The sequence below is a fragment of the Agarivorans sp. TSD2052 genome, assembly GCF_023238625.1.
In the GTDB taxonomy this organism is placed as follows: Bacteria; Pseudomonadota; Gammaproteobacteria; order Enterobacterales; family Celerinatantimonadaceae; genus Agarivorans.
On the sequence record NZ_CP096670.1, the window covers coordinates 4,318,286 to 4,342,291 of the forward strand.

The following is a 24,006-nucleotide window of genomic DNA, read 5'->3' on the forward strand; positions in this document are numbered from 1 at the left end:
AGTATAAACTAGCCTGCATCTTGGCAATCAGTCAAAGTAAGGAAGCACCTAATGATAAGAGCCATGACCCAAGCAGATTTCACCGCTTTTTGGCCACACTTCAAGGCCGTGATAAAAGCCCAACAAAGTTATGCCTTTGACCCCAATATGAGTGAGCAGCAAGCCTATCAGCTATGGTGCCAGCTGCCGCTTAGCAGCTTTGTATTTGAGCAAGATAATAAAATACTGGGCAGCTATTATATTAAGCCTAATGCAATGGGTCCCAGTAAACATATTTGCAACTGTGGCTATATGGTAAGTGAAGCAGCACGCGGCCAAGGTGTCGCCCGCAAGCTATGCGTGCACTCACAAACAGAAGCGCTAAAACTGGGGTTTAAAGCGATGCAATTTAACTCGGTAGTATCCAGCAATACGGTGGCTATCTCACTGTGGCAGAAATTAGGATTTAGCATCATAGGGACCATTCCTAAAGCTTACAAACATCCCGAACTTAGCTATATCGATTGCCTAATAATGCACAAGCAACTCAGCGACTATTAGTTGAGATCCGCGTAAATTAAGGCCAGTTCTACAGCTAACTGTTCAACCTGCTGCTCGGTAAGCGTTTCAGTTAAATCATAATGAGACTTTAACTTTGTTTGAAGCTGTTTAATATCAATCTGCAAGGCGCGACTTCTGCCTTGTAACGCTTCTATCTGATCCCATTTTAGTCGCGGGTCCAAAGGCTTATCACCTAAAGGACGCACCATCGGTAACTCCACATCAGGTCTAATACCCCTATTTTGCAGGCCTTCACCAGTAATTCTATATACTTTAGCGATAGTATATTGAACGGCACCAAAAACCTCTTCTACGTCGTATAGTCGCGACAGCGAGCGATACTGTTGTATAGTACCTCTGCCAAAGCTTGTGTCCCCTATGATAATTGCTCGACCGTAATCTTGCATTGCCGCTGCAAAAATCTCGGTGCCAGCGGCCGATGCTTGATTAAGCAAAATAGTAACCTTACCAAGAAACGGATTTGCGGCGGGTTTTGCACTCATAGCTTCAACTTCAAGCTGCGAATCCTTTCCATGTGCCACGAGTAAGACTGGCTCGGTAATGCCAAATAAACCTGGTAGTGTTATTACCTCAGTCAACGACCCACCGCCATTGTTGCGTAAATCTATCAACACATTATCAACACCTTTGGCTTGCAACTCAATGAGCGCGGCTTCCAGCTCTTTGGCGAAATCTTTAGGCATGCTTTCAAAATGAATAAGCGCGGTTTTCGGGTGCGATTTTATGATTTTGTAACCGAGCATTTCCCGCTTAAAAGCGATTCGCTGCTCCGTATAAGTAACTAACTCATTACTATTGGCTTTAAGCACCATGACCTTTACAGTGCTACCTTCTGGCCCTTTGACCAAGCTAACAACACTAGCCAGCTCTTCACCTAATAGTGGTATCACCCTGCCATTGTCTTCAATAGCAACAATCACATCATCTACTTTTAGCGCACTGTTGGAATGTCCCCGCTTGTACTTAACTTTCGCTCCTTTCGTGTCACTATCAAACACCAAACCTAGTCCATACGTTCCATTTGAAACCTTCCTATACTGTTCTTTATATTCAGCAGAATGGTAAGATTCGGAGTTAGAGTAAGCTTTCACGTAAGCTTGCGCTAAACGGTCAAATTGATGAATATCGGTGTTCTGCTCAAGTGTGTCTAACTGCAGTTGGTAACGTTTATACACAAACTGGCGAGCGCTTTCTGTATCTAAGCCTAGCCGCGCTAACCACTGCAAATCGTCTTGCAATTGCTGTTGCCAACAAGCGCTTAACTCATGGGCGGCATGCTGACTAACAGGTGCTTGTTCTGGTTCAAATTGCTGAATTTTGTAAACTAGAGATTGCTGCTTTCGCTCATCAGCTAAAGACAAGATAGATAAGCTACTGTCCAACAGGCCTTTAGCCAAACCTAAGGCTAAATCATCCCGATATGTTTGGCGTAAAGCGCTAAGTTCTTCTGCGCTCAGCAAGCACTGTTGACTAAATTCAAGCGCAATTAACTGATCAAAATAGTACTGAGATAATAGGCGCTGAGAGTCAAAAGCTTGTATGTGAGATCGAGAAAGCAGCGCTGTTAACCGCTTCATTCCGGTTTTAAGATTTTGGGTTACTGCCGGAGAATCGCCAAGTATGGGCTTTGCTTGTGGTACAGAATCATCATACTCAGGCTTGGTAGCACCCGCTACTGCCGGTTGCTCACTGTTGCTGGGTGTTACTGCAACGTCAACCTTTGAAGGAGTATTGGTGGCGCAAGCCACCAGAAAAATGGTGACGAATACGGCAGGAAAACCTAAATGCAAAACTACCTCCTTGTAGCAATGAGTCATCTATAAGTATTGAGGCCATGAGATTAACATACTGATATTAATAAAAATTTGATACACAGCCTAAAATCATAGTTTTGCATAATAAGGTTTTATTGAGCTGCAGGCTTACCTGTCGAATGAAGGTAGATTAACGAAACCTTAATCAACAAAAGTCTTTTAAAAAACCAAAAAAGCCGCTCAAGAGAGCGGCCATAGTAGTAACCTGAGTTAAATGTTAAACACTCATCCAGCGTTTTACATCGGCTTCGTCAACTTCGTCTTTACTGCCTTGCAGTACCACATTACCCCGGTCTAACACGGTGTAGTGATCGGCTAAGGCCACCGCAAAGTCAAAGTACTGCTCTACTAATACAATCGCCATTTCGCCGCGATCGCGCAGTAATGCCAATACCTTTTGGATGTCTTTAATAATCGACGGTTGAATCCCTTCGGTGGGTTCATCGAGCATCAGTAGTTTAGGGCGCATGATTAAGGCTCTTGCGATCGCCAGCTGCTGCTGCTGACCACCCGATAAATCACCACCACGCCGGGCTAGCATTTGCTTAAGCACCGGGAACAAACGAAATATTTCATCAGGGATAAATCGCTCTGATTTTGGCAACACAGAAAAACCCGTTTTTAGGTTTTCTAGCACCGTTAACTGACCAAATATTTCACGCCCTTGTGGCACAATAGCAATGCCCTGTTTGGCACGCTGTGCGGCCGACATTTTACTAATATCTTTACCGTTAAACATGATGCTGCCAGCGCTAATGTTTTGCTGGCCAGCTAAGGCCTTGAGCAAGGTAGTTTTACCTACCCCATTGCGCCCTAATACACAGCTTATTTTGCCCGGCTCAGCGCTCAAATTAACATTATATAAGGCTTGGCTAGCACCATAGTGGCTATCCACTTGAGAAAGTTCTAACATTATTATTTCGCCTCCTAGCGCCCTAAGTACACTTCAATAACTTGTTGATTTTGCTGTACTTGCTCAAGGGTGCCTTGGGCTAATACCGAACCTTCGTGTAATACCGTTACTGGACAATCGAGGGCTTTTACAAAATCCATATCGTGTTCAACCACCACCAAAGAGTGCTTTTTTGCTAGCTCTTTAAACAGTTCGGCGGTAAGGGCGGTTTCTTCGTCGGTCATGCCTGCGGCGGGCTCATCAATCAGCAGAAGTTGTGGCTCTTGCATGATCAACATACCAATTTCTAACCACTGTTTTTGACCGTGAGACAAAGCGCCAGCCAACCAGTCTTGCTTGTCGCTTAAGCGGATCAAAGCTAGCGTATCGCCAATTTGCTTATTATCACTGGAAGACAGTTTATGCATCAGCGATTCAAATACACCACGTCGCCCCGCCAAGGCAAGCTCGAGGTTTTCAAACACACTGAGGTTTTCTATCACCGACGGTTTTTGGAATTTTCGACCAATACCAATGTTGGCAATTTCGGCTTCGTCGTGCTGGGTCAAGTCGATGTCGTTATTAAAGAAAACCGAGCCTTCATCGGGGCGCAGCTTACCGGTAATCACATCCATCATGGTGGTTTTACCGGCGCCATTGGGGCCAATGATGGCGCGCATTTGGCCGGGCTCTAAGATTAGCGACAAGCTATTAAGTGCTTTAAAGCCATCAAAGCTCTTAGTAACACCATCAACATATAGAATGGTGTCTTGAGGAATATGTACACTACGCATTTGCTGCTCCTTCACTTGGCTTTGCAGGCGCTTTACCGCCCTCGCTGCTTACCTCTGTGGCTTCAACAGCTTGCTTAGTTTCGCTAGGTTTCATCGCCGCACGTTCACTTATTTTTCGCTTAATGCTGGCATATAACCCCACCACGCCTTTAGGTAACCACAAGGTAGTCACCACAAACAAACCACCTAGGAAGAACAACCATAGTTCGGGGAAAGCACCGGTAAACCAAGACTTACCAAAGTTCACCAATAGCGCACCAAATATTGCACCAAACAAGGTACCTCGGCCGCCTACGGCTACCCAAACAATGCTTTCAATCGAATTAAGCGGGGCAAATTCACCAGGGTTAATAATGCCCACTTGCGGCACATATAAGGCCCCTGCCACCCCCGCCAACATCGCTGATACAACAAACACAAATAGCTTGAAGCGTTCTACTCTATAGCCAATAAAGCGCGTTCTGCTCTCACTATCACGCACCGCAATTAATACTCGACCCAGTTTTGAGTTAACGATCCAGCGACACAATACGTAAGCACCGGCTAAGGCTAAAGCGCTTAAGGCAAACAACACCGCACGGGTGGTATCCGCTTGCAAGTTGTACCCCAGGATATCTTTAAAGTCGGTTAAGCCGTTGTTACCGCCAAAACCCATGTCGTTGCGGAAGAAGGCTAGCATTAAGGCATAAGTGAGGGCTTGGGTAATAATTGACAGATATACCCCTGTTACTCGCGAACGGAACGCTAAATAACCAAAGATGAAAGCCAATATTCCTGGTGCTAAAAACACCATTAACATAGCAAACGGGAACATATCAAAACCAAACCAGTACCAAGGCAGCTCAGACCAATCGAGGAACACCATAAAGTCCGGTAATTCAGGATTGGCGTATACACCTCGGTCGCCAATTTGGCGCATCAGGTACATGCCCATAGCATAACCACCCAATGCAAAGAAGGCCCCGTGACCCAAACTCAAAATACCGCAATACCCCCATACCAAATCAACGGCAATAGCCAACAGGGCATAACATAGGTATTTACCTAACAAGGTGACCCAGTAGCTGCTTAAATGCAGCGGGTTTTCTGGGCTAAGCAATAGGCTCATCATTGGCACTAAAATCGCCGACAATAGTAAAGCTAACAACATCGCGTTGCCCACTTTATCTTTCACTAAAAATCTTACTAATAATGACTTTGGCATGACTTAGTCCTCCACCGTACGGCCTTTCAAGGCAAACAAGCCTCGAGGACGTTTTTGAATAAACAAGATGATGAATACCAACACCATAATTTTGGCTAATACTGCGCCAGCAAAGGGTTCCATCAGCTTGTTTGCCACACCTAAGGTTAAGGCACCAATCACGGTACCAAATAAGTTGCCTACACCACCAAATACCACCACCATGAACGAATCAATAATGTAGTTTTGACCAAGGTTAGGGCCGACGTTAGTTAACTGACTTAAGGCCACACCAGCCACACCGGCAATACCAGAACCCAAACCAAAGGTCATCGCGTCTACCCAGCTTGAGCGAATGCCCATTGAATTGGCCATAGGGCGATTTTGGGTTACCGCGCGCATTTGCAAACCAAAGAAAGTTTTACGCAAAATAGTCCACAACAGGGCAACCACCATAAAGCTGAACACAATGATATATAAGCGGTTATAGGTCAGCGACAACACGCCGTTAATTTCTAACGAGCCACTCATCCATTGCGGCGTAATCACCGCTTGGTTTAAGGGACCAAAAATACTGCGCACCGCTTGCTGCAACATTAAACTTAAACCAAAAGTAGCCAATAGGGTTTCTAGAGGTCGGCCGTAGAGAAAACGAATAACGCCGCGCTCAATCAAAATACCCACTAAACCTGACACCACAAAGGCAGCAGGAACCGCCACTAATAATGACCACTCAATATTGTTAGGCATTAACTGCTGCACCACATAAGTGGTATACGCGCCAAGCATAATCATTTCGCCGTGGGCCATGTTAATCACGCCCATCACCCCAAAGGTAATGGCCAGGCCTACTGCTGCCAGTAGCAATACAGCGCCTAAACTTAGGCCAAAGTACATGTTTTCAGCGATACTGTTTACTTGCAGTAACTGCTGATTAGTCGCGATGGCTTTATCAATTTCTTCTAGTACTTCAGCATCTTGTTCACTGGCTTGCTGTTTAACCAAGACATTGCGTGAAGCCGGGTCGAGCTTACCAGCGAGCAGTTGGGCCGCTTCAACACGCGCAGGCGCATCGGCAAACTGCAAATTGATGATGGCCTGCATCTCTTTTAACTTGGCGATGACGTCTTTATCTTGCTCAGCCACTAAACGTTTTTCAATTAAGGGGCTGTAACTGGCATCAGCGTCATTCATCAAGGAGCGAATCGCAGCAATACGGTCAATTGACGATTCAGCATTTAACCCCACCAGCGCTAAACCATTGCGTAGCTGACGGCGGATTTTGTTATTCACAGACACTTTTTTGATCTTTGACTTCTTCACCAGCCCTAAATCGCTGCTATCAATCACCGACACCAAGGCATATTCACTCCCCGTTTTGGTCGCCACTACCACCTGTTTGTCTGATTTTTGGTAATACAATGTTGCGTCTAGCAAACTTTGAAATATTAATGAGTTACGCGTATCGCCAGTGGCGATGAGCGCTTCAATAGCTTGTTTTTTTTGATTATTATTTTTTGCAGTTAAGGCCTGCACTGCCTGTTCCCAGTCGCTAGCTGCCGCTGGTAGTACCCACAATACGAGTAATACACTGGCAATAAAGCGAGAGAAACGAGATATGTATATGCTCAAAACAATCCCTACTCTTGATTGATTCAAATACAAAAGGCGCTACCGAATCACTCCAGTCGCGCCTTTTTTAATAAAGCGCCTAAGGCGCTTAGCTGTTTACGCGAACTAGCTTAGTAGTTCTGACCTGAACATTGGCCTGTTTTAATATTGAAGTTGCCGCACGCTATCGGTGCTGTCCAATCAGCAACAATCAACGCAGACTCTTCAAGATGGTCTGTCCATGCATCACCAATTACGCCACCAGCTGTTTGCCATACTGTCTCAAATTGACCGTCAGCTTGGATTTCACCAATAAGTACTGGTTTAGTTAGGTGGTGGTTAGTATTCATTACTGCGTAACCGCCAGTTAAGTTAGGCACGGTGATACCGTACATTGCGTCACGTACTGGGTCAGTATCTGTAGTACCGGCTTTCTCAACCGCTTCAGCCCACATTTGGAAACCAATGTATGTTGCTTCCATTGGGTCGTTAGTTACACGCTTGTCGTCACCCGTGTAAGCTTTCCAAGCTTCAATAAAGCTTTCGTTTGCTTCGCTGTCAGCACTCTGGAAGTAGTTCCAAGCCGCTAAGTGACCCACAAGAGGCGCCGTATCAAAACCAGATAGTTCTTCTTCACCTACAGAGAAGGCCACTACTGGAATGTCTTCTGCTGAGATACCTTGGTTAGCTAGCTCTTTGTAGAACGGTACGTTTGCATCACCATTAATGGTTGAAACAACCGCTGTTTTCTTACCTGCGCCACCAAATTTCTTCACATCAGAAACGATGGTTTGCCAATCAGAGTGACCAAATGGCGTGTAGTTAATCATGATGTCTGCGTCAGCGACGCCTTTAGACTTCAAGTAAGCTTCAAGAATTTTGTTAGTCGTACGTGGGTATACGTAATCGGTTCCCGCGAGTACCCAACGCTCAACACCTTCTTCTGCCATTAAGTAATCAACCGCAGGAATAGCTTGTTGGTTAGGAGCAGCGCCCGTATAGAATACGTTTTTAGAGCTTTCTTCACCTTCGTATTGAACAGGGTAGAACAGCATGCCGTTCAGTTCTTCAATAACAGGCAGTACCGACTTACGCGATACCGACGTCCAACAACCGAAGATAACGTCCACTTGTTCTTTATCTAATAATTCACGGGCTTTTTCTGCAAACAAAGGCCAATTTGAAGCAGGATCAACCACTACCGGCTCAAGCTTTTTACCTAGTAGGCCACCTTTTTTGTTTTGCTCTTCAATCATCATTAACACCGTGTCTTTCAGTGTTGTTTCACTGATGGCCATGGTGCCTGATAAAGAGTGTAAAACACCCACTTTAATCGTTTCTGCTGCTTGTGCCGCATTCATTGAAAAGGCTAGGGCTACGCCGCCCGCTACCGTTACCAACTTCTTCCATTTGCTATGTTGTGTCATTGCTATATATCCTATTATTTTATAGTCCTTTAGAGCATGCGGTACCTCATGCAGTGCTGAATACACTAGAGCACTGACTGTGCCAAAGAAGACAAAAACAATAAAATCAACAACTTAATAAACAAAGGTCAAAATTAACAAATCATTAACGCACAGTTTTCGAGCGAACCACTCTAAAAAATGCACCAAAATGATCAACTAGCAAGCAACCCCCAAATTGACGCACCTTTTTGAAACAAACGCACCAAATTGATCCAATTCGAAACCAAAGAAAAGCACCAATGTGGTACAAAGTCGCGCCTATAGTCAGGCTGAAAAACTGGTTTGTTTCTTGCTGTATATAGCTAAGCAAAAAGAATCGAAACAATCAGTTAGCCAAGGGACCAATGTGAGCCAGCTTATTCAAACCAAGCACAGCAAGACATCAGCACCGATTAAACAAGGTTGGTTAGCTCAGCTTGATCTCGGCTTTGCGCCTATTGCTAACAAAACACGGTTAACGCTCAACAAGAGCATTGGCCCGTTAAGGGTACAGCGACCGTTTCATCCGGAATTAACCGCACCAGACTGCTGCCACGTTTATTTGTTACACCCACCGGGTGGTTTAGTGGCGGGCGACAAACTGCTCATGAATGTAGAGTGCTTTGAAGGCAGTAAAGTGGTACTGACCACCCCGGCCTCTGGCAAGTTATACCGCTCTAACTTGGCCCGCCAACAGCAATCTCAGCAGCAGCGTTTCCATGTGCAAAATAACAGCAGCCTGGAATGGCTTCCTCCCGAAACGATTGTGTTTAATGGTGCGCAAGGGCGTTTAGACAGCCACTTTATGCTGCAGGGTAATGCGCAATTGATTGCCTGGGAAATTACCTGTCTAGGCCGTAAAGCCAGTGAGGAAGACTTTGATAACGGCGAGTTACTGCAATCAATCAAAGTGTATCGAGAACAGCGCCCACTATTAATTGAAAATACCCGTATACATAACGCCATTACCGCTAACAACCCAGCGGCGCTGGCAGGTAAACACGTTTACGCCTGCATGTTAGCCACGGTTGACCAACTCAGCGAAGCTGAGCAAAAACAATTATTGGAAGATCTTCGTCAACAACTAAGTTGCCCAGAGATTGGGGCAACCTTGGTAAGAGGCTTAATCATTTTACGCTATTTGGGTGATAAGGCTGAAATCGTACGCCAACAGTTTGAAGAAGCATGGGCGGTCATTCGCCCACGCACCTTAGGACATGTCGCAGTGCGTCCACGCATTTGGAATACCTAATTTAAAACACTACGAGGCAAACATGGAATTAACCCCTAGAGAGAAAGATAAGTTATTGCTGTTTACCGCATTTTTGGTCGCCGAGCGACGCAAAAACAAAGGGCTAAAACTCAACTACCCAGAAACGGTAGCCTACCTCTCGGCCAGTATTGTTGAAGGCGCGCGCGAAGGTCGCCGAGTTGCCGAGTTAATGAGCTGGGGACGCACCCTGTTAACCCGCGACGACGTTATGGATGGCATTGCCGAAATGGTGCACGAAGTACAGGTGGAAGCCACTTTCCCCGACGGCACCAAATTAGTCACCGTGCATAACCCGATCCCTTAGGCCACCAATAAAGGAACAACAAATGATACCTGGAGAACTGATCATTGAAGACGGTTGGATAGAGCTAAATCAAGGTTTAGCTACCGTAACCGTTGACGTTGCCAATAGTGGTGACCGCCCCGTGCAAGTAGGTTCGCACTACCATTTTGCCGAAACTAACCCGGCCTTACATTTTGACCGTAAAGCGGCACTGGGCTTTCGCCTAAATATTGCCGCTGGCACCGCGGTGCGCTTTGAGCCTGGCCAGAGCCGTAAGGTAGAGCTAGTGGCACTTAGCGGTAAACGCGAAGTGTACGGCTTTAGAGGGGAAGTAATGGGTAGCTTAGACAGCGAGGAACAAGCATGAGCAAGATGGATAAACGCGCCTATGCCGAAATGTTCGGCCCCACCGTAGGTGATAAAGTACGCCTAGGCGATACCGAGCTAATCATTCAAGTAGAAAAAGATTACGCTCAATACGGCAGCGAAGTGAAGTTTGGTGGCGGTAAGGTGATTCGTGATGGGATGGGACAAAGCCAAGCCGGCTGCGCCATGGTACCTGACACGGTGATTACCAACGCCTTAATCTTAGATCATTGGGGCATTGTGAAAGCCGATATTGCCTTAAAAGAAGGTCGTATTCAGGCGATTGGTAAAGCCGGTAACCCCGATATTCAAGATAATATCGACATTGAAATTGGTGCCGGTACCGAAGTCATCGCCGGCGAAGGCCAAATTGTTACCGCTGGCGGCGTAGACTCACACATCCACTTCATTTGCCCACAGCAAATCGAAGAAGCTTTAATGTCAGGCACCACCACCATGTTAGGTGGCGGTACAGGCCCAGCAACGGGTACCAACGCGACCACTTGTACCCCAGGGCCTTTCCACCTAGGCAAAATGTTACAAGCCGCCGATAGTTTCCCAATGAACTTAGGGTTTTTAGGCAAGGGCAACGCCAGCCTACCGCGCCCACTAGAAGAGCAACTGATCGCCGGTGCCATGGGCTTAAAACTGCATGAAGACTGGGGCACCACGCCAATGTCTATCGACAACTGTTTAACCGTGGCAGAAAATTACGACGTACAGGTAGCCATTCATACCGATACTTTAAACGAATCTGGTTTTGTAGAAGATACCATTGCAGCCTTTAAAGGTAGGGTCATTCATACCTATCACACCGAAGGCGCCGGTGGTGGTCATGCTCCCGATATTATTACTGCTTGTGGCTTAGACAATGTATTACCGTCTTCTACCAACCCTACTCGCCCCTACACCATCAATACCGTAGACGAGCACTTAGACATGCTGATGGTATGTCACCACCTTGATCCGGCTATTCCTGAAGACGTCGCCTTTGCCGACTCTCGAATTCGTAAAGAAACCATTGCCGCCGAAGACATTTTACATGACTTAGGCGCTTTCTCGATGATTGCCTCTGATTCACAAGCAATGGGCCGGGTTGGTGAAGTCATTACACGTACTTGGCAAACCGCCCACAAAATGAAAGTTCAGCGAGGTTTATTACCAGAAGATAAAGACATTGGCTGTGATAACTTTCGTGCTAAACGCTACGTAGCCAAATACACCATAAACCCGGCGATTACTCATGGTATCGCCCATGAGGTTGGCTCTATCGAAGTGGGTAAATTAGCCGACTTGGTGTTATGGAAGCCGGCCTTTTTTGGCGCTAAACCTTCGCTCATTATCAAAGGCGGTGCCATTGCCGCAGCGCCAATGGGCGACCCTAACGCATCGATCCCAACCCCTCAACCCGTGCATTATCGCCCAATGTTTGGCGCCTATGGTAAAGCCATGAGTGAAACTCGAGTGACCTTCGTCTGCCAAGCCGCAATAGACGCCAAAGTGAAAGAAACCTTGGGTTTAACCAGCCGTTTAGTGGCCTGTAAAAATACCCGTAGTATCAAAAAACAAGACATGGTGCATAACCATTATCAACCCCATATGGAAGTAGATTCACAAACCTACGAAGTACGCGCCGATGGTCAGCTACTGGAGTGTGAACCCGCCACTGAATTACCGCTGGCTCAGCGTTACTTTTTATTTTAAGGAGAGAATGAATGTTAAAGGTGTATCAAACCCTCCATCACTACCATGGCCCGGTGCATCATCAGGTGGTATTGAGTTACGAACTGCGTAAAAAAGCGCGAATTAAGGCACAAACCGAAGACAAGCAAGACATTGGCTTTTTTTTAGAGCGTGGCCAAGTGCTGCAAAACGGCCAGTTTCTTGAAGCCGAAAATGGCGAAGTGGTGGAAATTAAAAGTGCCGATGAGTTAGTGACTACCGCCTATAGCGATGACCCTTTGATGTTCGCAAAGGTTTGCTATCACTTAGGTAACCGCCATACGCCGCTACAAATTGGTGAAGGTTGGGTGCGCTTTCAGCCAGACCATGTATTGCAAGATTTAGTCGAGCTTTACGGTTTGCGTGTTGAACAACACCAAGGACCTTTTGACCCAGAGACGGGCGCTTACCATAGCCATTTGCCGGCGCATAGTCACTAATGAGTAGCTTGGCTCAACTGCAGCTGATGCGATTGGTTAGCCCAAGCTTGCCAGTAGGTGGTTTTGCCTACTCGCAAGGTTTGGAGTATGCCATTGAGAACGGCTGGGTAAATAATCCAAATCAGCTAAATAGCTGGATTAGTGGCTGCTTAGATGCAGGTTTAGCCTGCTTAGATATTCCGATGTTAGCGGCACTCTATCGGGCATTGGCTGAGCAAGACTACGCCAAATTTGAGTGCTTGAATTTGGAACTAATTGCTAGCCGAGAAACTCTCGAATTAGAACTTGAAGATGTGCAAATGGGTAATGCCTTACGCACCTTATTAAACCAACTGGACGCTAACATTACCAAGCCACTGAGCGACGAAGCCATGAGTTGGACCAGCATGTTTGCTTTAGCTGGAGTGCATTGGCAAGTAGAACTCAATCAACTGGCTGATGGTTATTTATGGACATGGTTAGAAAACCAATTAGCGGTAGCCGGTAAAACCCTCCCCCTAGGGCAAACCGCTTGCCAGAAATTGCTGAGCGAATTACTCCCTAAACTTCCTACTGCGCGTGAATCAGGGCTCGCTCTACCTTTTGAACAGATTAGCGGGTCACTGCCAGCCTTGAGCTTGGCCAGTACCTTACATGAAACCCAATATTGTCGACTGTTCCGCTCTTAAGCGCAGCAGCAATTATGAGGAATAAAAACCATGAGCATTAAACAAACCTTACGTGTAGGAGTCGGTGGCCCAGTAGGTTCTGGCAAAACAGCGCTACTAACCGCCTTATGTCGAGAGCTAAAAGATCGCTTCAACCTAGCCGTAGTGACCAATGACATTTACACCAAAGAAGATGCACAATTTTTATTACGCAATGACGCGTTAGCCGAAGATCGTATTTTAGGCGTTGAGACAGGCGGGTGTCCGCATACCGCGATCCGCGAAGATGCCTCGATGAATCTAGCCGCGATTGCTGAGCTAAACCGTCGTCACAAAGGATTAGATCTAGTTCTGGTTGAAAGTGGCGGTGACAACCTGAGTGCTACGTTTAGCCCCGAGTTAAGCGATTTAACCCTCTATGTGATTGACGTAAGTGCTGGCGATAAAATCCCGCGAAAAGGCGGGCCCGGTATTACTAAGTCAGACTTATTAATCATCAACAAAACCGATTTAGCCCCTTATGTGGGTGCGTCTCTTGAGGTGATGGATCGTGATGCTAAAAAAATGCGCGGTGAGCGCCCATTTGTATTCAGCAACCTTAAAACCAATCAGGGTTTACAAGACATCATCAGCTTCATTATTGAGCAAGGCATGTTAGAAGAAACTAGCCCAGCCACTGCTAACTAATCTATTTTATAAGGATATTGACCCATGAAAAAACTACTTACCTTAACCGCAGGCCTACTATTTAGCTTACCTGGTTTTGCCCACGAAGGCGCACACCACGGCCTATCTGCTGGGCTATTACACCCGCTAACAGGTATAGACCATTTGTTGGCTTTAAGCTTAATTGGCCTACTGGCGAGTCAAACGGGCAAGCTCAAACTAAGCCTAAGCCAAAGCTTGTTTGCTTTAGTATTGGCAGCGCTAGTCGCTAGCTTTGGGCTTGTACCACCAATGTTAGAAACAGGTTTAGCGGTATCATTATTAGTGATGGCGGTATTAGTCGCTAAGTTGTTACCGCGCTCTGCAGGCATCGCCGGCTTAGTGGTATGTTTGGTGGCGGCTTTACACGGTGCAGCCCATGGTAACGAAGTACCCGCCGGTGCTGATTTAACACTATTCTTCGCAGGTTTTATTGCTAGCTCTGTCACCTTAATTTGTGGTGGTTACCTACTAGGTAAAGCTGCCCTACGCTCCCAGCATGGTCTAACAATAACGCGTGCTATTGCAGGCCTAACAGCCGCCTTTGGCCTAAGTGCGCTACTTGCCTAAGGGACCATTTAAAACGCCGCTAGCCCTGTTTTGCTAGCGGCGACATCATCAAGTTTTTGCGGCATAATACCGCTATGAGTATCAATTCTTTGTCAATACAGCCACTGCAGCAGCAATGCCAAATTAGGCCTGAGCATATTGCGTTGAGCATTGGTGAGCAACACTTTAGCTACCAACAGCTAAACACCATGGTTAACGCCACCGCAGCGCAACTGCGTAAGCAAGGTGTGGGCGAAGGTTCAAGAGTATGTTGTTTTGGCGAAGACCCGCTGCGCATGTTACTGCTACAGTTGTGTAGTTTGCAGCTAGCTTATGTGTATTGTCCGCTTAATCACCACCACCCACTCCAGCAGCTACAAAGCCTCAGCCAATCGGTAGATAGCCAGTTTTATTGGAGCGATCTAGCGCTGCCTTTAGCACCAGCAGTGCAGATTGAGTTCAATCCCTTTCAAGATATGGATATTGAGCCGGTCACCAGACTTGATGCCGAACGGCCGCTTAGCATGGTATTTACTTCCGGCAGCAGCGGCCCACCTAAAGCGGTAGTGCATTGTTGGCGAAATCACTATTACAGCGCCCTAGGCTCGCAAACCGTCATCCCGCTAACTGAACAAGACCAGTGGCTGTTGTCACTGCCGCTCTATCATATTGGCGGCCAAGCCATTGTATGGCGTTGTTTACTGGCTGGCGCTCGCATTGTGGTGGCGCAAAACAAAGGCCGTGTTTTCCCTGATTTAGTCGCCAGCGACACCACCCATGTCTCTTTGGTCCCTACGCAGCTCTATCGCTTACTTACCCAAGCCAAATTCTGGGCCAGCGCGCTGAGTCTTAAACACATTCTGATTGGTGGCGCCGCCTGTAACGATAGCTTATTGGAAGATGCCATTAGCCGTGGCTTTCAGGTGTACAGCTCCTATGGGAGCAGCGAGTTAAGCTCGCAGGTGGCTACGCGCAACCACCGCCTAGAACACCCCACCTATCAGTTGTTACCTCACCGCCACGCCAAAATTCATCAAGGTGAAATTTATTTGCGCGGCGAGACCTTATTTTTAGGCTATTGGAAAAATGGCGAAATACTTCGCCCCAGTGACCCCAAAGGCTGGTTTAACAGTGGCGATACTGGGCGTATTGAAGGCAACCGGCTATATACACTGGGTCGCAGCAACAACATGTTTATTTGTGCTGGTGAAAACATTCAGCCTGAAGAAATAGAGCTGGCATTACTGCAACACCCACAGATCAATCAAGCGATTGTGGTTCCTCAGCAAAATAGTGAGTATGGCCAACGGCCAGTGGCTTTTATTAGCAGTGAAGCTCCGCTAGGCAAGCTGCCACTGAATCAATTTTTACGTCAGCAGCTTGCGGCTATCAAGTTACCGATAGCCTATTTTGAGTTACCCGAGCAAAACTCACTCAAACCTTCGCGTGGTGAGTTAAGCGACTTAGCGAATTACAGGTCTAGCTGTTGCGACCAATGTTGAAACTCTGAAATATTAATCCAAGATTGTTGATAGGCATGTTGCAAGGCTGATTGTTGCTGCTCTTTAAGGTTTTGATGGGAATCAGGAACAAAACAGCATGCTCCTTTAAAGAATTGTTCTCTTTCAGCTAAGTAACGGCTTAGCAATCCGGTTTTTGCGAAGTTAATGTCACTTCTCATAAGCACTCCTTACGACTAATAATAGTTAGCGCCCAGCGGTAAGCATTAGTTCTACTTCCACTACCTCTAGATTTAGCACGCTCTGTGAGTAGCGACAAGCTTTAATCGAATGATTTGAATAAACTATCTAAGGTGTCACGAATATTTTCCGTCTATCACTCGTTATTACACAGGCCTTGTTTACCCTCGTGCCGATGAGCACTAAAATGCTCCTTAGATTAATTAAGAGGTGAATATGAAACGAAGTGTTTTACTACTCAGTGCATTGTTAGCGTTGGCGGCCAATCCAAGTTATGCAAATCCTGAATTGGGAGTAATGGTTGGCAGCGATAACGGGATCAGTGCTCAGTTTGATGATATTCGCGTCAATCTTGGGTTTAACGATTTATCGCTCAGCGCCGATAAGATGTTTGATTTTAAAGAGCAGCCCTATTTCTATTACGGGTTTGGCGGTAAGCTCAGTGACAGTAAGCACAAAAAGTTAGGGGCTAGAGCTGTATTTGGCGCAAATAGAGCTGTGGAACAATTCCGTTTTTTCGCCGAAGTACAGCCGATTATCTATGTGGTAGACAACATAGATGTGAAGCTTGAATTTAGTGCCGGAGTTCGTTATATGTTCTAAATTAGGCTAATTTCCTGCCATTCTCTGCTAGCCTTAAAGCAACTGCGGCAGAGAATGGGATAATGGCGATGCCCTCACCAGATATTCAGTTGCTCAACCAATTTGTGAAAGCTTACGAGCAACAACATCAATATCCAGAAACCAACACGCCCGGGCAACGAGAGCAGCTATTCATCCGCTTAGAAAAAAGTTTGCATTGTCGCCTATTCGAAGCCAACTACACACGTTTAAACCCGCAAGGACAGTTGTTATACCGACGGGCTAAGCAGTTACAGTTGCAACTGAACAACCTATTTCAAAGCCAAGACACCGCGACTCGACCTCAACAAATAATTATTGGTATGGATGAGTTTGTACCGAGTCAAAGCCTGCTGCATTGCTATCCAAGGTTTATCTCTGAGTTGGCATTACAACAGCTCAAACTAGTGCAGCTCAGCGAACAACAGTTACAAGCTCAATTATGTCAGGGCGAGATAGATATTGCCTTGCGTGTCGCGCAACAACAAAAACCGCCCAAAACTCACTCAAGGCGATATTGCAGTTTAAACTTAGCGTTAGCTTGTGCTGCACGCCATAGCCTAAGCAGGCATCAACAACTTAGTGCTGAACAATTACAGCGCCATCGGCAGCTCTGTCTGAGCCATTTGCCCACAGAGTTGCAACTCAATAGGGTTAATTGCTGGCACTTAGAGCACCGAGAAATTCTGCATGATTTATTAGTGTTAGGCATGGGCTGGGCGATTGCCCCGCGTCATTGGCTGGAGCCTAGTTTTCGCAACGGGAGTTTAATCGAGCTACATTTAAGCAACTATTTTTCTCCAGCAAGATTAGAAATAGAAATTTTGTGGCAAAGCGGTCAGCACAACAGCTTAGTAGCTCAGTGCCTGAACTTACTTGGACTAAGTGCCTATGATGGATGATCCTAAATATTTACCCGCACTCAAGGCTTTTGTTTGTGTTGCCAGGCATGGTGATTTAGCCCATTGCTCTACGCAGCTAAAACTTAGCCCCGATGAAATACTCGAGCAATTGGACCAGTTACAACTAACGCTTGCTTGTTCGCTCTTTACCCAACAATCTCCACCGTTTCATTTAAGCCAAGCGGGTTTAGCCATGGTGGAACAAGCCGAATTGATCGTTCACCGCTACCAGGAGTTGCAACGCCACTGTCAGCATCTACAACAAGGCCAAAGTTTACAACTCAGTATCAGCTATCAAAGCTGGTTCCCCAGCCCATGGCTAACGTTGCTCGCTAGCCAGCTTCATCGATACGACCATTTATTAGAGCTCAATTTTACCGCTGGCCAGCAACAAATGATGCACTTTAGTTTCTCTGCGAATAATCAGCGTCCAGAAATCGAAGTATTAGATTGGCAGGCAGCAAAACTGGTGAAGGTGGCTCACCCCAAACTGGTCAATCATAGCCAGCTATTTGATAGTCACCTAAAACTGTTTGATATTCGTGAGCCACAACACAACAACCTATTTAGCGGTGAAACGCTATTACTCGATGCGCTTAGTGAAGGCCTAGGTTGGGCAATACTTCCGCAAATAAGTGTAGAATCACGCTTGGCTGAGGGAACCCTTAAGGCTTGGCTTGAACCGCAAGGTGAGCTTGCCACCTACTTGCACTTATCCAAGCATTGCCCCGAAGACCTCTGCGCTTGGATAAAGCAACAACAAGCCGAGTATCTAAGCTAGTTAGGCATTTGCAACACTAGTGGTTTAGCTGACAGCAAGGTTATAATGAGTGTCAGATAATTGCAGACCAAGCACAGTACTATGAGTAGACCCCGTTGCCAGCGCTGCTTACGCCCCGTGAGCCACTGCCTATGCCCACATATCCCAAACTGTGAACACCGCCATTCGGTACTTATTCTGCAACACCCCAGTGAACAAAAAAATGCTAAAGGCACCGCTTATCTAGCGAGTTTAGCGCTCAACAAAGCACAGTTAGTGATTGGTGAAACGCCCGCTGACTTCAATGAGATCTGCCAAGCGGTAACAGCAAACCCACAGCAGTACTGGCTAATTTTTCCAAGCGAAACCAGCCAAGCCATAGAACAACAGAGGCCCTTAACCGAGGCAAATAATCGTCCCGCATGCCCGCTCCCCATTACATTGATTTTCTTGGATGGCACCTGGCGTAAAGCGCTAAAGCTTTGGCACCTAAACCCTTGGTTAACACAAATAGCCCAATTTCACTTTGCCAATGCACCGGCAGGACAATATCGCATTCGAAAAACCCGTATCGATCAAGGCTTGTCTACCATTGAAGCAATAGCCTACACGTTACAACAAATTGAAGACTTCAACCCCACGCCACTGCGGAACGTGCTAGAGACACTGGTTGAGCAACAAATAGCGGCAATGCCCAAGCAAATAAAAAACCGTTATTAAACCTTGGCTATTCTCTGCCTCTTTTTAACTAAGCCAAATTAGCCTGCAAACTGGTTAAATGTACAAACAGCGTCTACTGTTGAAGCTATATGTTGGCCGTAAAGTAGGAGCGCTTTAGCATGTCTCAACACAACACCGTGCCAGAGCAACAAAGCAAATCGAGCGAGTGGAAGACCTTTCTCTTCATTACCATCATTCTGTTCCCCGTTTTGGCGGTGATACTGGTAGGTGGTTATGGTTTTACGGTATGGATGCTGCAACTGTTAATGGGCCCCCCGGGACACGGATAACCTACCTTTATCTGTTCGCTTTATTTAGCGTTTTAGCAACCTTAATAACCCACAGCGATGTGAGATAACACAATGAAAAAACTGCTGAAAACATTCTGGTCCGTGATAAGTAAACCCAGCGTACACTTAAGCTTTGGTTTGTTAACTATTGGCGGTTTTATTGCCGGTATCATCTTCTGGGGTGGTTTTAATACCGCACTAGAAGTGACTAATACTGAAAAGTTTTGCATCGGCTGTCATGAAATGGCTGACAACGTGTATGTAGAATTACAAGACACGGTGCATTGGAAAAATACCTCTGGCGTACGCGCTACTTGCCCAGATTGTCACGTACCGCACAATTGGACAGACAAAATTGCGCGAAAGATGCAGGCGTCTAAAGAAGTTTTCGGTACCGTGTTTGGAACCATTAATACTCGCGAGAAATTTCTAGCAAAACGGGGGGAGCTTGCTCAACACGAATGGGATCGTTTTACCGCTAATAATTCTCTCGAGTGTAAAAACTGTCACAACTACAACAGCATGGACTTCGATTCGATGTCAGAGCGTGCTCAAACGCAAATGAAAATGGCTGCAGAGCGTGACCAAAGCTGTATTGACTGCCATAAAGGTATTGCCCACCAACTACCAGAAAATATGAATTCTGGCGAAGGCACCTTAGCCAAACTCGAAGAAATGGCAACTTCAGGCTACCAAGAAGGTCAGGCCTACTTTAGCGTGCGGCAATTGCCCTTATTCACAAATCCAGATCTCAGTGAAGAAGCCGGCCAACTGAACGCCGCCACTGAAGTGAAAATTATCGAAGTAAAAGGCGATGCGATTAAAGTTGAAATTGACGGCTGGCGCAAAACTAAAGGGTTTGGCCGGGTTCTATTTGAAGACTTTGCGATGAACATCAACGATGGCTACTTAACCAAAGAAGTCGCGCAAAACGACAGCATGTTAACCAAAGGTGAAACCAAAGAAGACGATCTCACTGGCCTACCTTGGCAGAAAGTGTCAATTGAACTGTGGATGCGCAATGGCTCGCTGACCGATTCGCGAGACACCTTATGGCAGTTTGCTAAATCCACTTACGATACCAGCTGTAGTGTTTGTCATACTCAGCCTGCAGAAAACCACTTCGACACCAATACCTGGCCAGGTATGTTCAACGGTATGTTGTCGTTTGTAAATTTAGACGGTGATACTCAGGCGCTAGTATTAAAATACTTGCAAAAACACTCTTCAGACTTTTCTGACGCTGGCCACTAATTCAAGGAGATTAACATGGCAATTACTCGTCGCGGTTTTCTCAAAGGCATTTTAGCCACCAGCGCTAGTACTTTGATAGGTCCCAGTTTATTGGCGGTATCAAATGATGCGGCTGCCGCCGAAACAGCAGGTATGTGGAAGGTATCGGGTTCTCACTGGGGAGCGTTTAGAGCACGTGTTTATGGCGGTAAGGTGCAAGAGGTCAAAGCCTTTGAAGCTGATAAGTATCCCACCGATATGCTGAAAGGCATTAGGGGTATTATCTATAGTCCTTCGCGCATTCGTTACCCGATGGTGCGTTACGATTGGTACTTAAATCGCCATAAAAGCGATACCAGTCAACGGGGCGACAATCGCTTCATTCGGGTCACTTGGGACGAAGCGCTAGACTTGTTCTATCAAGAATTAGAGCGGGTGCAAAAAGACTATGGCCCTTGGGCTTTGCATGCAGGTCAAACCGGCTGGCGACAAACCGGTCAAGTACATTCATGTGGAAATCACATGGAACGCGCAGTTGCCATGCATGGTTTTTCGGTTAAAAAAGTAGGGGATTACTCAACGGGTGCAGGGCAAACTATTATGCCTTATGTGCTAGGTACTACCGAGGTGTATGCACAAGGAACCTCTTGGCCGCTTATTTTAGAGAACAGTAAAACCATTGTATTGTGGGCGAATGACCTAGTGAAAAACCTACAAGTGGGTTGGGCCTGTGAAACCCATGAGTCATTTGAATACCTAGAACAACTAAAAGATAAGGTGGCCAACAAACAAATTAGAGTGATTAGTGTCGACCCTGTACGCACTAAAACACAGGACTACTTAGGCTGCGAACAACGTTATGTGAATCCGCAGGCCGATGTCCCCTTTATGCTGGGAATAGCCCATACGCTTTATCAAGAAGAGCTTTACGACAAGGAGTTTATCAATACCTACGCACTTGGTTTTGAAGACTTTATTCCTTACGTCACCGGACAAAGTAAAGATAAGATCGAGAAAACCCCAGAATGGGCCGAAGCTATTTGTGGCGTACCAGCCGAAGACATTCGCCAGTTTGCTCGCTTGTTGGCCAGCGATAGAACCCAAATCATGTTTGGCTGGTGTATCCAGCGCCAACAGCATGGTGAACAACCTTACTGGATGGGCGCGGTTATAGCGGCGATGTTAGGCCAGATAGGCTTGCCCGGTGGCGGGGTGTCTTATGGTCACCATTACAGTTCTATTGGAGTACCATCTACTGGCGCCGCAGGGCCGGGAGCTTACCCACGCAACCCCGACAAACCGGATGAGCGTATCCACAAAAACCAAGACTTTAATGGCTACAGCAGCACCATCCCGGTTGCCCGTTGGGTAGATGCGATTTTAGAACCCGGCAAAGTGATTAATGCCAACGGGGCTAAAATCACCCTTCCAGATTTGAAAATGATGGTGTTTTCAGGGTGTAACCCTTGGCATCACCACCAAGATCGCAACCGTATGAAAAAAGCCTTCCAGAAATTAGAAACCGTTGTAAGCGTCGACTTCACATGGACCGCGACTTGCCGCTTCTCAGATATTGTTCTGCCCGCCTGTACTCAGTGGGAACGTAACGATATTGATTTATATGGCTCGTATAGCAACCGCGGTATTATTGCCATGCACAAGTTAGTCGATCCACTGTATCAGTCTAAAACTGACTTTGAGATTTTCACCCTACTCAGCCAACGCTTTGGCAAAGCTAAAGAATATACTCAAGGCAAGACCGAAATGGAGTGGGTAAAACAACTCTACGATGAATGTGCCGCCGCCAATAAAGGTAAGTTTGAAATGCCAGACTTTATTACCTTTTGGAAAGAGGGCTGGGTAGATTTTGGTAAGGGCCCAAACTGGACTCGCCAAGCGGATTTTCGGGCTGATCCTGAAATTAATGCTTTGGGTACTCCCTCTGGCTTTATTGAAATATTTAGTCGTAAGATTGATCGCTATGGTTATGACGACTGCCAAGGACACCCTATGTGGTTTGAAAAAGCCGAGCGCTCACATGGTGGCCCAGGTTCTGAAAAATTTCCTATCTGGCTGCAATCTTGTCACCCCGACCAACGGCTACACTCTCAAATGTGTGACTCTGAAGAATATCGTGCCAGCTATGCCGTACAAGGCCGTGAGCCGATATACATTAATCCAGAAGATGCCAAGAAACGCGGTATTAAAGACGGCGACTTAGTGAAAGTATTCAATCAGCGAGGTCAGTTACTGGCAGGAGCCGTAGTCTCAGAAAAATTCGCTAAAGGGGTAGCGCGCATTCACGAAGGGGCTTGGTATGGGCCTGAAGATGAAAAAATAGGCGCGTTAGATACCTATGGCGACCCAAATACCCTGACCATGGATATTGGTAGCTCTCAGCTAGCCCAAGCCACCAGCGCCAATACTTGTTTAGTTGAATTTGAAAAATTTGTCGGTAAGGCCCCCGCGGTATCGTCATTTGGTGGCCCTAAGGAGATGGCATAAATGTTAGAGCAAGTAAGCTCAAGCGAAGAAAGCGAAGTACGGGCCAGCCTCTATTGGTGGTTCGCGAGTACTTTTACTAAAGAGCTAGATAAGCAACAGCTTAATCACTATATCTCTGGAGAAGGAGCCGCCCTGCTTAAAAACCTGGCCGAGGTTCCCGAATTAAGCAGCGCGGTACAACGTATCAATAATGGCTTAGCCCACAGCCTAGCCATGCGCCACCCAGAGTTGGAATTGGCCGCAGACTTCTGCCAACTGTTTCTCACTGATGCCAACACGGGCGCGCCTCCGTACGCCTCTATTTACTCAGGGTCTAAAATGATGTTCCAACAGCCTCATGAAGACATGCAGGCACTGCTGAAACAACAGGGCATGCAAGTAGACCCAGCATTTAATGAACCTGCAGATCACCTAGCCATTCAGTTAGATTATTTGGGTAATTTGATTATCCGTGATGGTCAAAAAGCCACCAGCGCTCAAGGCCAATTTATCAAGCAGCAATTGCTCTCTTGGTTACCACAATGGGTAGATTCGCTGCAAAACGCGACTGGCGGGGAGTTCTATAAGGGGTTTGCCGCGCTTTTGTTAGCTTACTTATACCTAGATATTCAATTTCTTTAAGCCGCCATAACGCTGTACCTAAGCCTCACCTCTGTTGAGAGGTGATCGCTGCGGCTTATTATTTAGCTATTGTGCAACCACACATCAATAACTTACCCAACAAAACAACATCAGGTTAACATTTAAATAACATTTAACTGGTAATCTTTATTGCGTCATCTATGCTTATATTAAGTCGGTTGTCGCTTTTAGATGCCCGGGCGGTAGCACCTCGTTTGGTAGGCGTTATGCCCCTCCTATCTATTGGCGGTGCCGGCTCGCCTCTTTCTGATTCCCTCTAAAATTAAACATTTCTTCAACATCTACACCTTTTAGCCATGACTAGCACGCTAGAATATGGAAAAATGCTGCTTTCCTTAGCTGATT

Annotated in this window: 25 protein-coding genes; 18 read left to right on the top strand and 7 right to left on the bottom strand. The window is 46.4% G+C overall.

Going from position 1 to position 24,006, the window contains the following annotated elements; translation table 11 throughout:
* The first annotated feature begins 51 nt into the window (after positions 1-51).
* Positions 52-540, top strand: coding sequence for a GNAT family N-acetyltransferase (locus tag M0C34_RS19755; RefSeq protein WP_248713369.1), 489 nt, complete (start codon positions 52-54; stop codon positions 538-540).
* Here M0C34_RS19755 and M0C34_RS19760 read toward each other — a convergent pair.
* The 6 genes from M0C34_RS19760 to urtA form a co-directional block, all read right to left on the bottom strand.
* On the bottom strand, positions 537-2,351 hold the full coding sequence (locus M0C34_RS19760) for a S41 family peptidase (RefSeq protein WP_248713370.1): 1,815 nt from the start codon (positions 2,349-2,351) through the stop codon (positions 537-539). The two genes, M0C34_RS19755 and M0C34_RS19760, sit on opposite strands and share 4 nt — an antisense overlap.
* A gap of 241 nt (positions 2,352-2,592) precedes the next feature.
* Positions 2,593-3,288 (bottom strand): urea ABC transporter ATP-binding subunit UrtE, encoded by a 696-nt coding sequence (gene urtE / locus M0C34_RS19765; RefSeq protein WP_248713371.1) that lies wholly within the window; start codon positions 3,286-3,288, stop codon positions 2,593-2,595.
* Between the two features lie 14 nt (positions 3,289-3,302).
* Complete coding sequence (gene urtD / locus M0C34_RS19770; protein WP_248713372.1) at positions 3,303-4,061, bottom strand: urea ABC transporter ATP-binding protein UrtD; 759 nt, start codon at positions 4,059-4,061, stop codon at positions 3,303-3,305.
* Entirely contained in the window at positions 4,054-5,265 is a 1,212-nt protein-coding gene (gene urtC, locus M0C34_RS19775; protein WP_248713373.1) for an urea ABC transporter permease subunit UrtC, read from the bottom strand. Before urtC ends, urtD begins: the two co-directional genes overlap by 8 nt.
* A gap of 3 nt (positions 5,266-5,268) precedes the next feature.
* Positions 5,269-6,876 (bottom strand): urea ABC transporter permease subunit UrtB, encoded by a 1,608-nt coding sequence (urtB, locus tag M0C34_RS19780; RefSeq protein WP_248713374.1) that lies wholly within the window; start codon positions 6,874-6,876, stop codon positions 5,269-5,271.
* 110 nt (positions 6,877-6,986) lie between these two features.
* Positions 6,987-8,282 carry an urea ABC transporter substrate-binding protein gene (gene urtA, locus M0C34_RS19785; protein ID WP_371923095.1) on the bottom strand — a complete coding sequence of 432 codons (1,296 nt, stop codon included), beginning with the start codon at positions 8,280-8,282 and terminating at the stop codon, positions 6,987-6,989.
* Positions 8,283-8,670: 388 nt separating this feature from the next.
* On the opposite strand from urtA, the gene M0C34_RS19790 reads away from it, so the two are divergent.
* The 9 genes from M0C34_RS19790 to menE all read left to right on the top strand — a co-directional run bounded on the left by M0C34_RS19790 (position 8,671) and on the right by menE (position 15,790).
* Positions 8,671-9,555, top strand: coding sequence for an urease accessory protein UreD (locus M0C34_RS19790; RefSeq protein WP_248713375.1), 885 nt, complete (start codon positions 8,671-8,673; stop codon positions 9,553-9,555).
* A 22-nt stretch (positions 9,556-9,577) separates the two neighbouring features.
* Positions 9,578-9,880, top strand: coding sequence for an urease subunit gamma (gene ureA / locus M0C34_RS19795; RefSeq protein ID WP_248713376.1), 303 nt, complete (start codon positions 9,578-9,580; stop codon positions 9,878-9,880).
* Between the two features lie 22 nt (positions 9,881-9,902).
* On the top strand, positions 9,903-10,226 hold the full coding sequence (locus tag M0C34_RS19800; RefSeq protein ID WP_248713377.1) for an urease subunit beta: 324 nt from the start codon (positions 9,903-9,905) through the stop codon (positions 10,224-10,226).
* Entirely contained in the window at positions 10,223-11,929 is a 1,707-nt protein-coding gene (ureC, locus tag M0C34_RS19805; RefSeq protein WP_248713378.1) for an urease subunit alpha, read from the top strand. The genes M0C34_RS19800 and ureC overlap by 4 nt, the downstream gene beginning before the upstream one ends.
* Positions 11,930-11,940: 11 nt before the next feature.
* Positions 11,941-12,387, top strand: a complete 447-nt coding sequence (ureE, locus tag M0C34_RS19810; protein ID WP_248713379.1) for an urease accessory protein UreE — start codon at positions 11,941-11,943, stop codon at positions 12,385-12,387.
* Positions 12,387-13,055 carry an urease accessory protein UreF gene (locus tag M0C34_RS19815; protein ID WP_248713380.1) on the top strand — a complete coding sequence of 223 codons (669 nt, stop codon included), beginning with the start codon at positions 12,387-12,389 and terminating at the stop codon, positions 13,053-13,055. Before ureE ends, M0C34_RS19815 begins: the two co-directional genes overlap by 1 nt.
* Before the next feature lie 30 nt (positions 13,056-13,085).
* The gene (gene ureG, locus M0C34_RS19820; RefSeq protein WP_248713381.1) at positions 13,086-13,721 is read left to right on the top strand and encodes an urease accessory protein UreG; all 636 of its coding nucleotides are present in this window, start codon (positions 13,086-13,088) and stop codon (positions 13,719-13,721) included.
* Positions 13,722-13,745: 24 nt separating this feature from the next.
* Complete coding sequence (locus M0C34_RS19825; protein ID WP_248713382.1) at positions 13,746-14,309, top strand: HupE/UreJ family protein; 564 nt, start codon at positions 13,746-13,748, stop codon at positions 14,307-14,309.
* Positions 14,310-14,383: 74 nt separating this feature from the next.
* The gene (gene menE / locus M0C34_RS19830) at positions 14,384-15,790 is read left to right on the top strand and encodes an o-succinylbenzoate--CoA ligase (RefSeq protein WP_248713383.1); all 1,407 of its coding nucleotides are present in this window, start codon (positions 14,384-14,386) and stop codon (positions 15,788-15,790) included.
* On the opposite strand, the gene M0C34_RS19835 is transcribed toward menE, so the two are convergent.
* Positions 15,760-15,969, bottom strand: coding sequence for a hypothetical protein (locus tag M0C34_RS19835; protein ID WP_248713384.1), 210 nt, complete (start codon positions 15,967-15,969; stop codon positions 15,760-15,762). The genes menE and M0C34_RS19835 overlap by 31 nt on opposite strands.
* 235 nt (positions 15,970-16,204) lie before the next feature.
* Between M0C34_RS19835 and M0C34_RS19840 the strand changes: the two genes are divergently transcribed.
* From M0C34_RS19840 to torD, 8 genes are all read left to right on the top strand, one after another.
* Positions 16,205-16,591, top strand: coding sequence for a hypothetical protein (locus M0C34_RS19840; protein WP_248713385.1), 387 nt, complete (start codon positions 16,205-16,207; stop codon positions 16,589-16,591).
* Positions 16,592-16,653: 62 nt separating this feature from the next.
* Positions 16,654-17,511 (top strand): LysR family transcriptional regulator, encoded by an 858-nt coding sequence (locus M0C34_RS19845; RefSeq protein ID WP_248713386.1) that lies wholly within the window; start codon positions 16,654-16,656, stop codon positions 17,509-17,511.
* Positions 17,501-18,292: a LysR family transcriptional regulator gene (locus M0C34_RS19850; RefSeq protein ID WP_248713387.1), complete on the top strand. Its 792-nt coding sequence runs from the start codon at positions 17,501-17,503 to the stop codon at positions 18,290-18,292. Before M0C34_RS19845 ends, M0C34_RS19850 begins: the two co-directional genes overlap by 11 nt.
* An 81-nt stretch (positions 18,293-18,373) precedes the next feature.
* Entirely contained in the window at positions 18,374-18,991 is a 618-nt protein-coding gene (locus M0C34_RS19855; protein ID WP_248713388.1) for a tRNA-uridine aminocarboxypropyltransferase, read from the top strand.
* 119 nt (positions 18,992-19,110) lie between these two features.
* On the top strand, positions 19,111-19,281 hold the full coding sequence (torE, locus tag M0C34_RS19860) for a trimethylamine N-oxide reductase system protein TorE (RefSeq protein ID WP_248713389.1): 171 nt from the start codon (positions 19,111-19,113) through the stop codon (positions 19,279-19,281).
* A gap of 72 nt (positions 19,282-19,353) precedes the next feature.
* Positions 19,354-20,535: a pentaheme c-type cytochrome TorC gene (gene torC, locus M0C34_RS19865; RefSeq protein WP_248713390.1), complete on the top strand. Its 1,182-nt coding sequence runs from the start codon at positions 19,354-19,356 to the stop codon at positions 20,533-20,535.
* A gap of 15 nt (positions 20,536-20,550) precedes the next feature.
* Positions 20,551-23,019 carry a trimethylamine-N-oxide reductase TorA gene (torA, locus tag M0C34_RS19870; RefSeq protein WP_248713391.1) on the top strand — a complete coding sequence of 823 codons (2,469 nt, stop codon included), beginning with the start codon at positions 20,551-20,553 and terminating at the stop codon, positions 23,017-23,019.
* Positions 23,020-23,640 carry a molecular chaperone TorD gene (gene torD / locus M0C34_RS19875; protein WP_248713392.1) on the top strand — a complete coding sequence of 207 codons (621 nt, stop codon included), beginning with the start codon at positions 23,020-23,022 and terminating at the stop codon, positions 23,638-23,640. It abuts the gene before it with no gap.
* Positions 23,641-24,006: the final 366 nt, after the last annotated feature.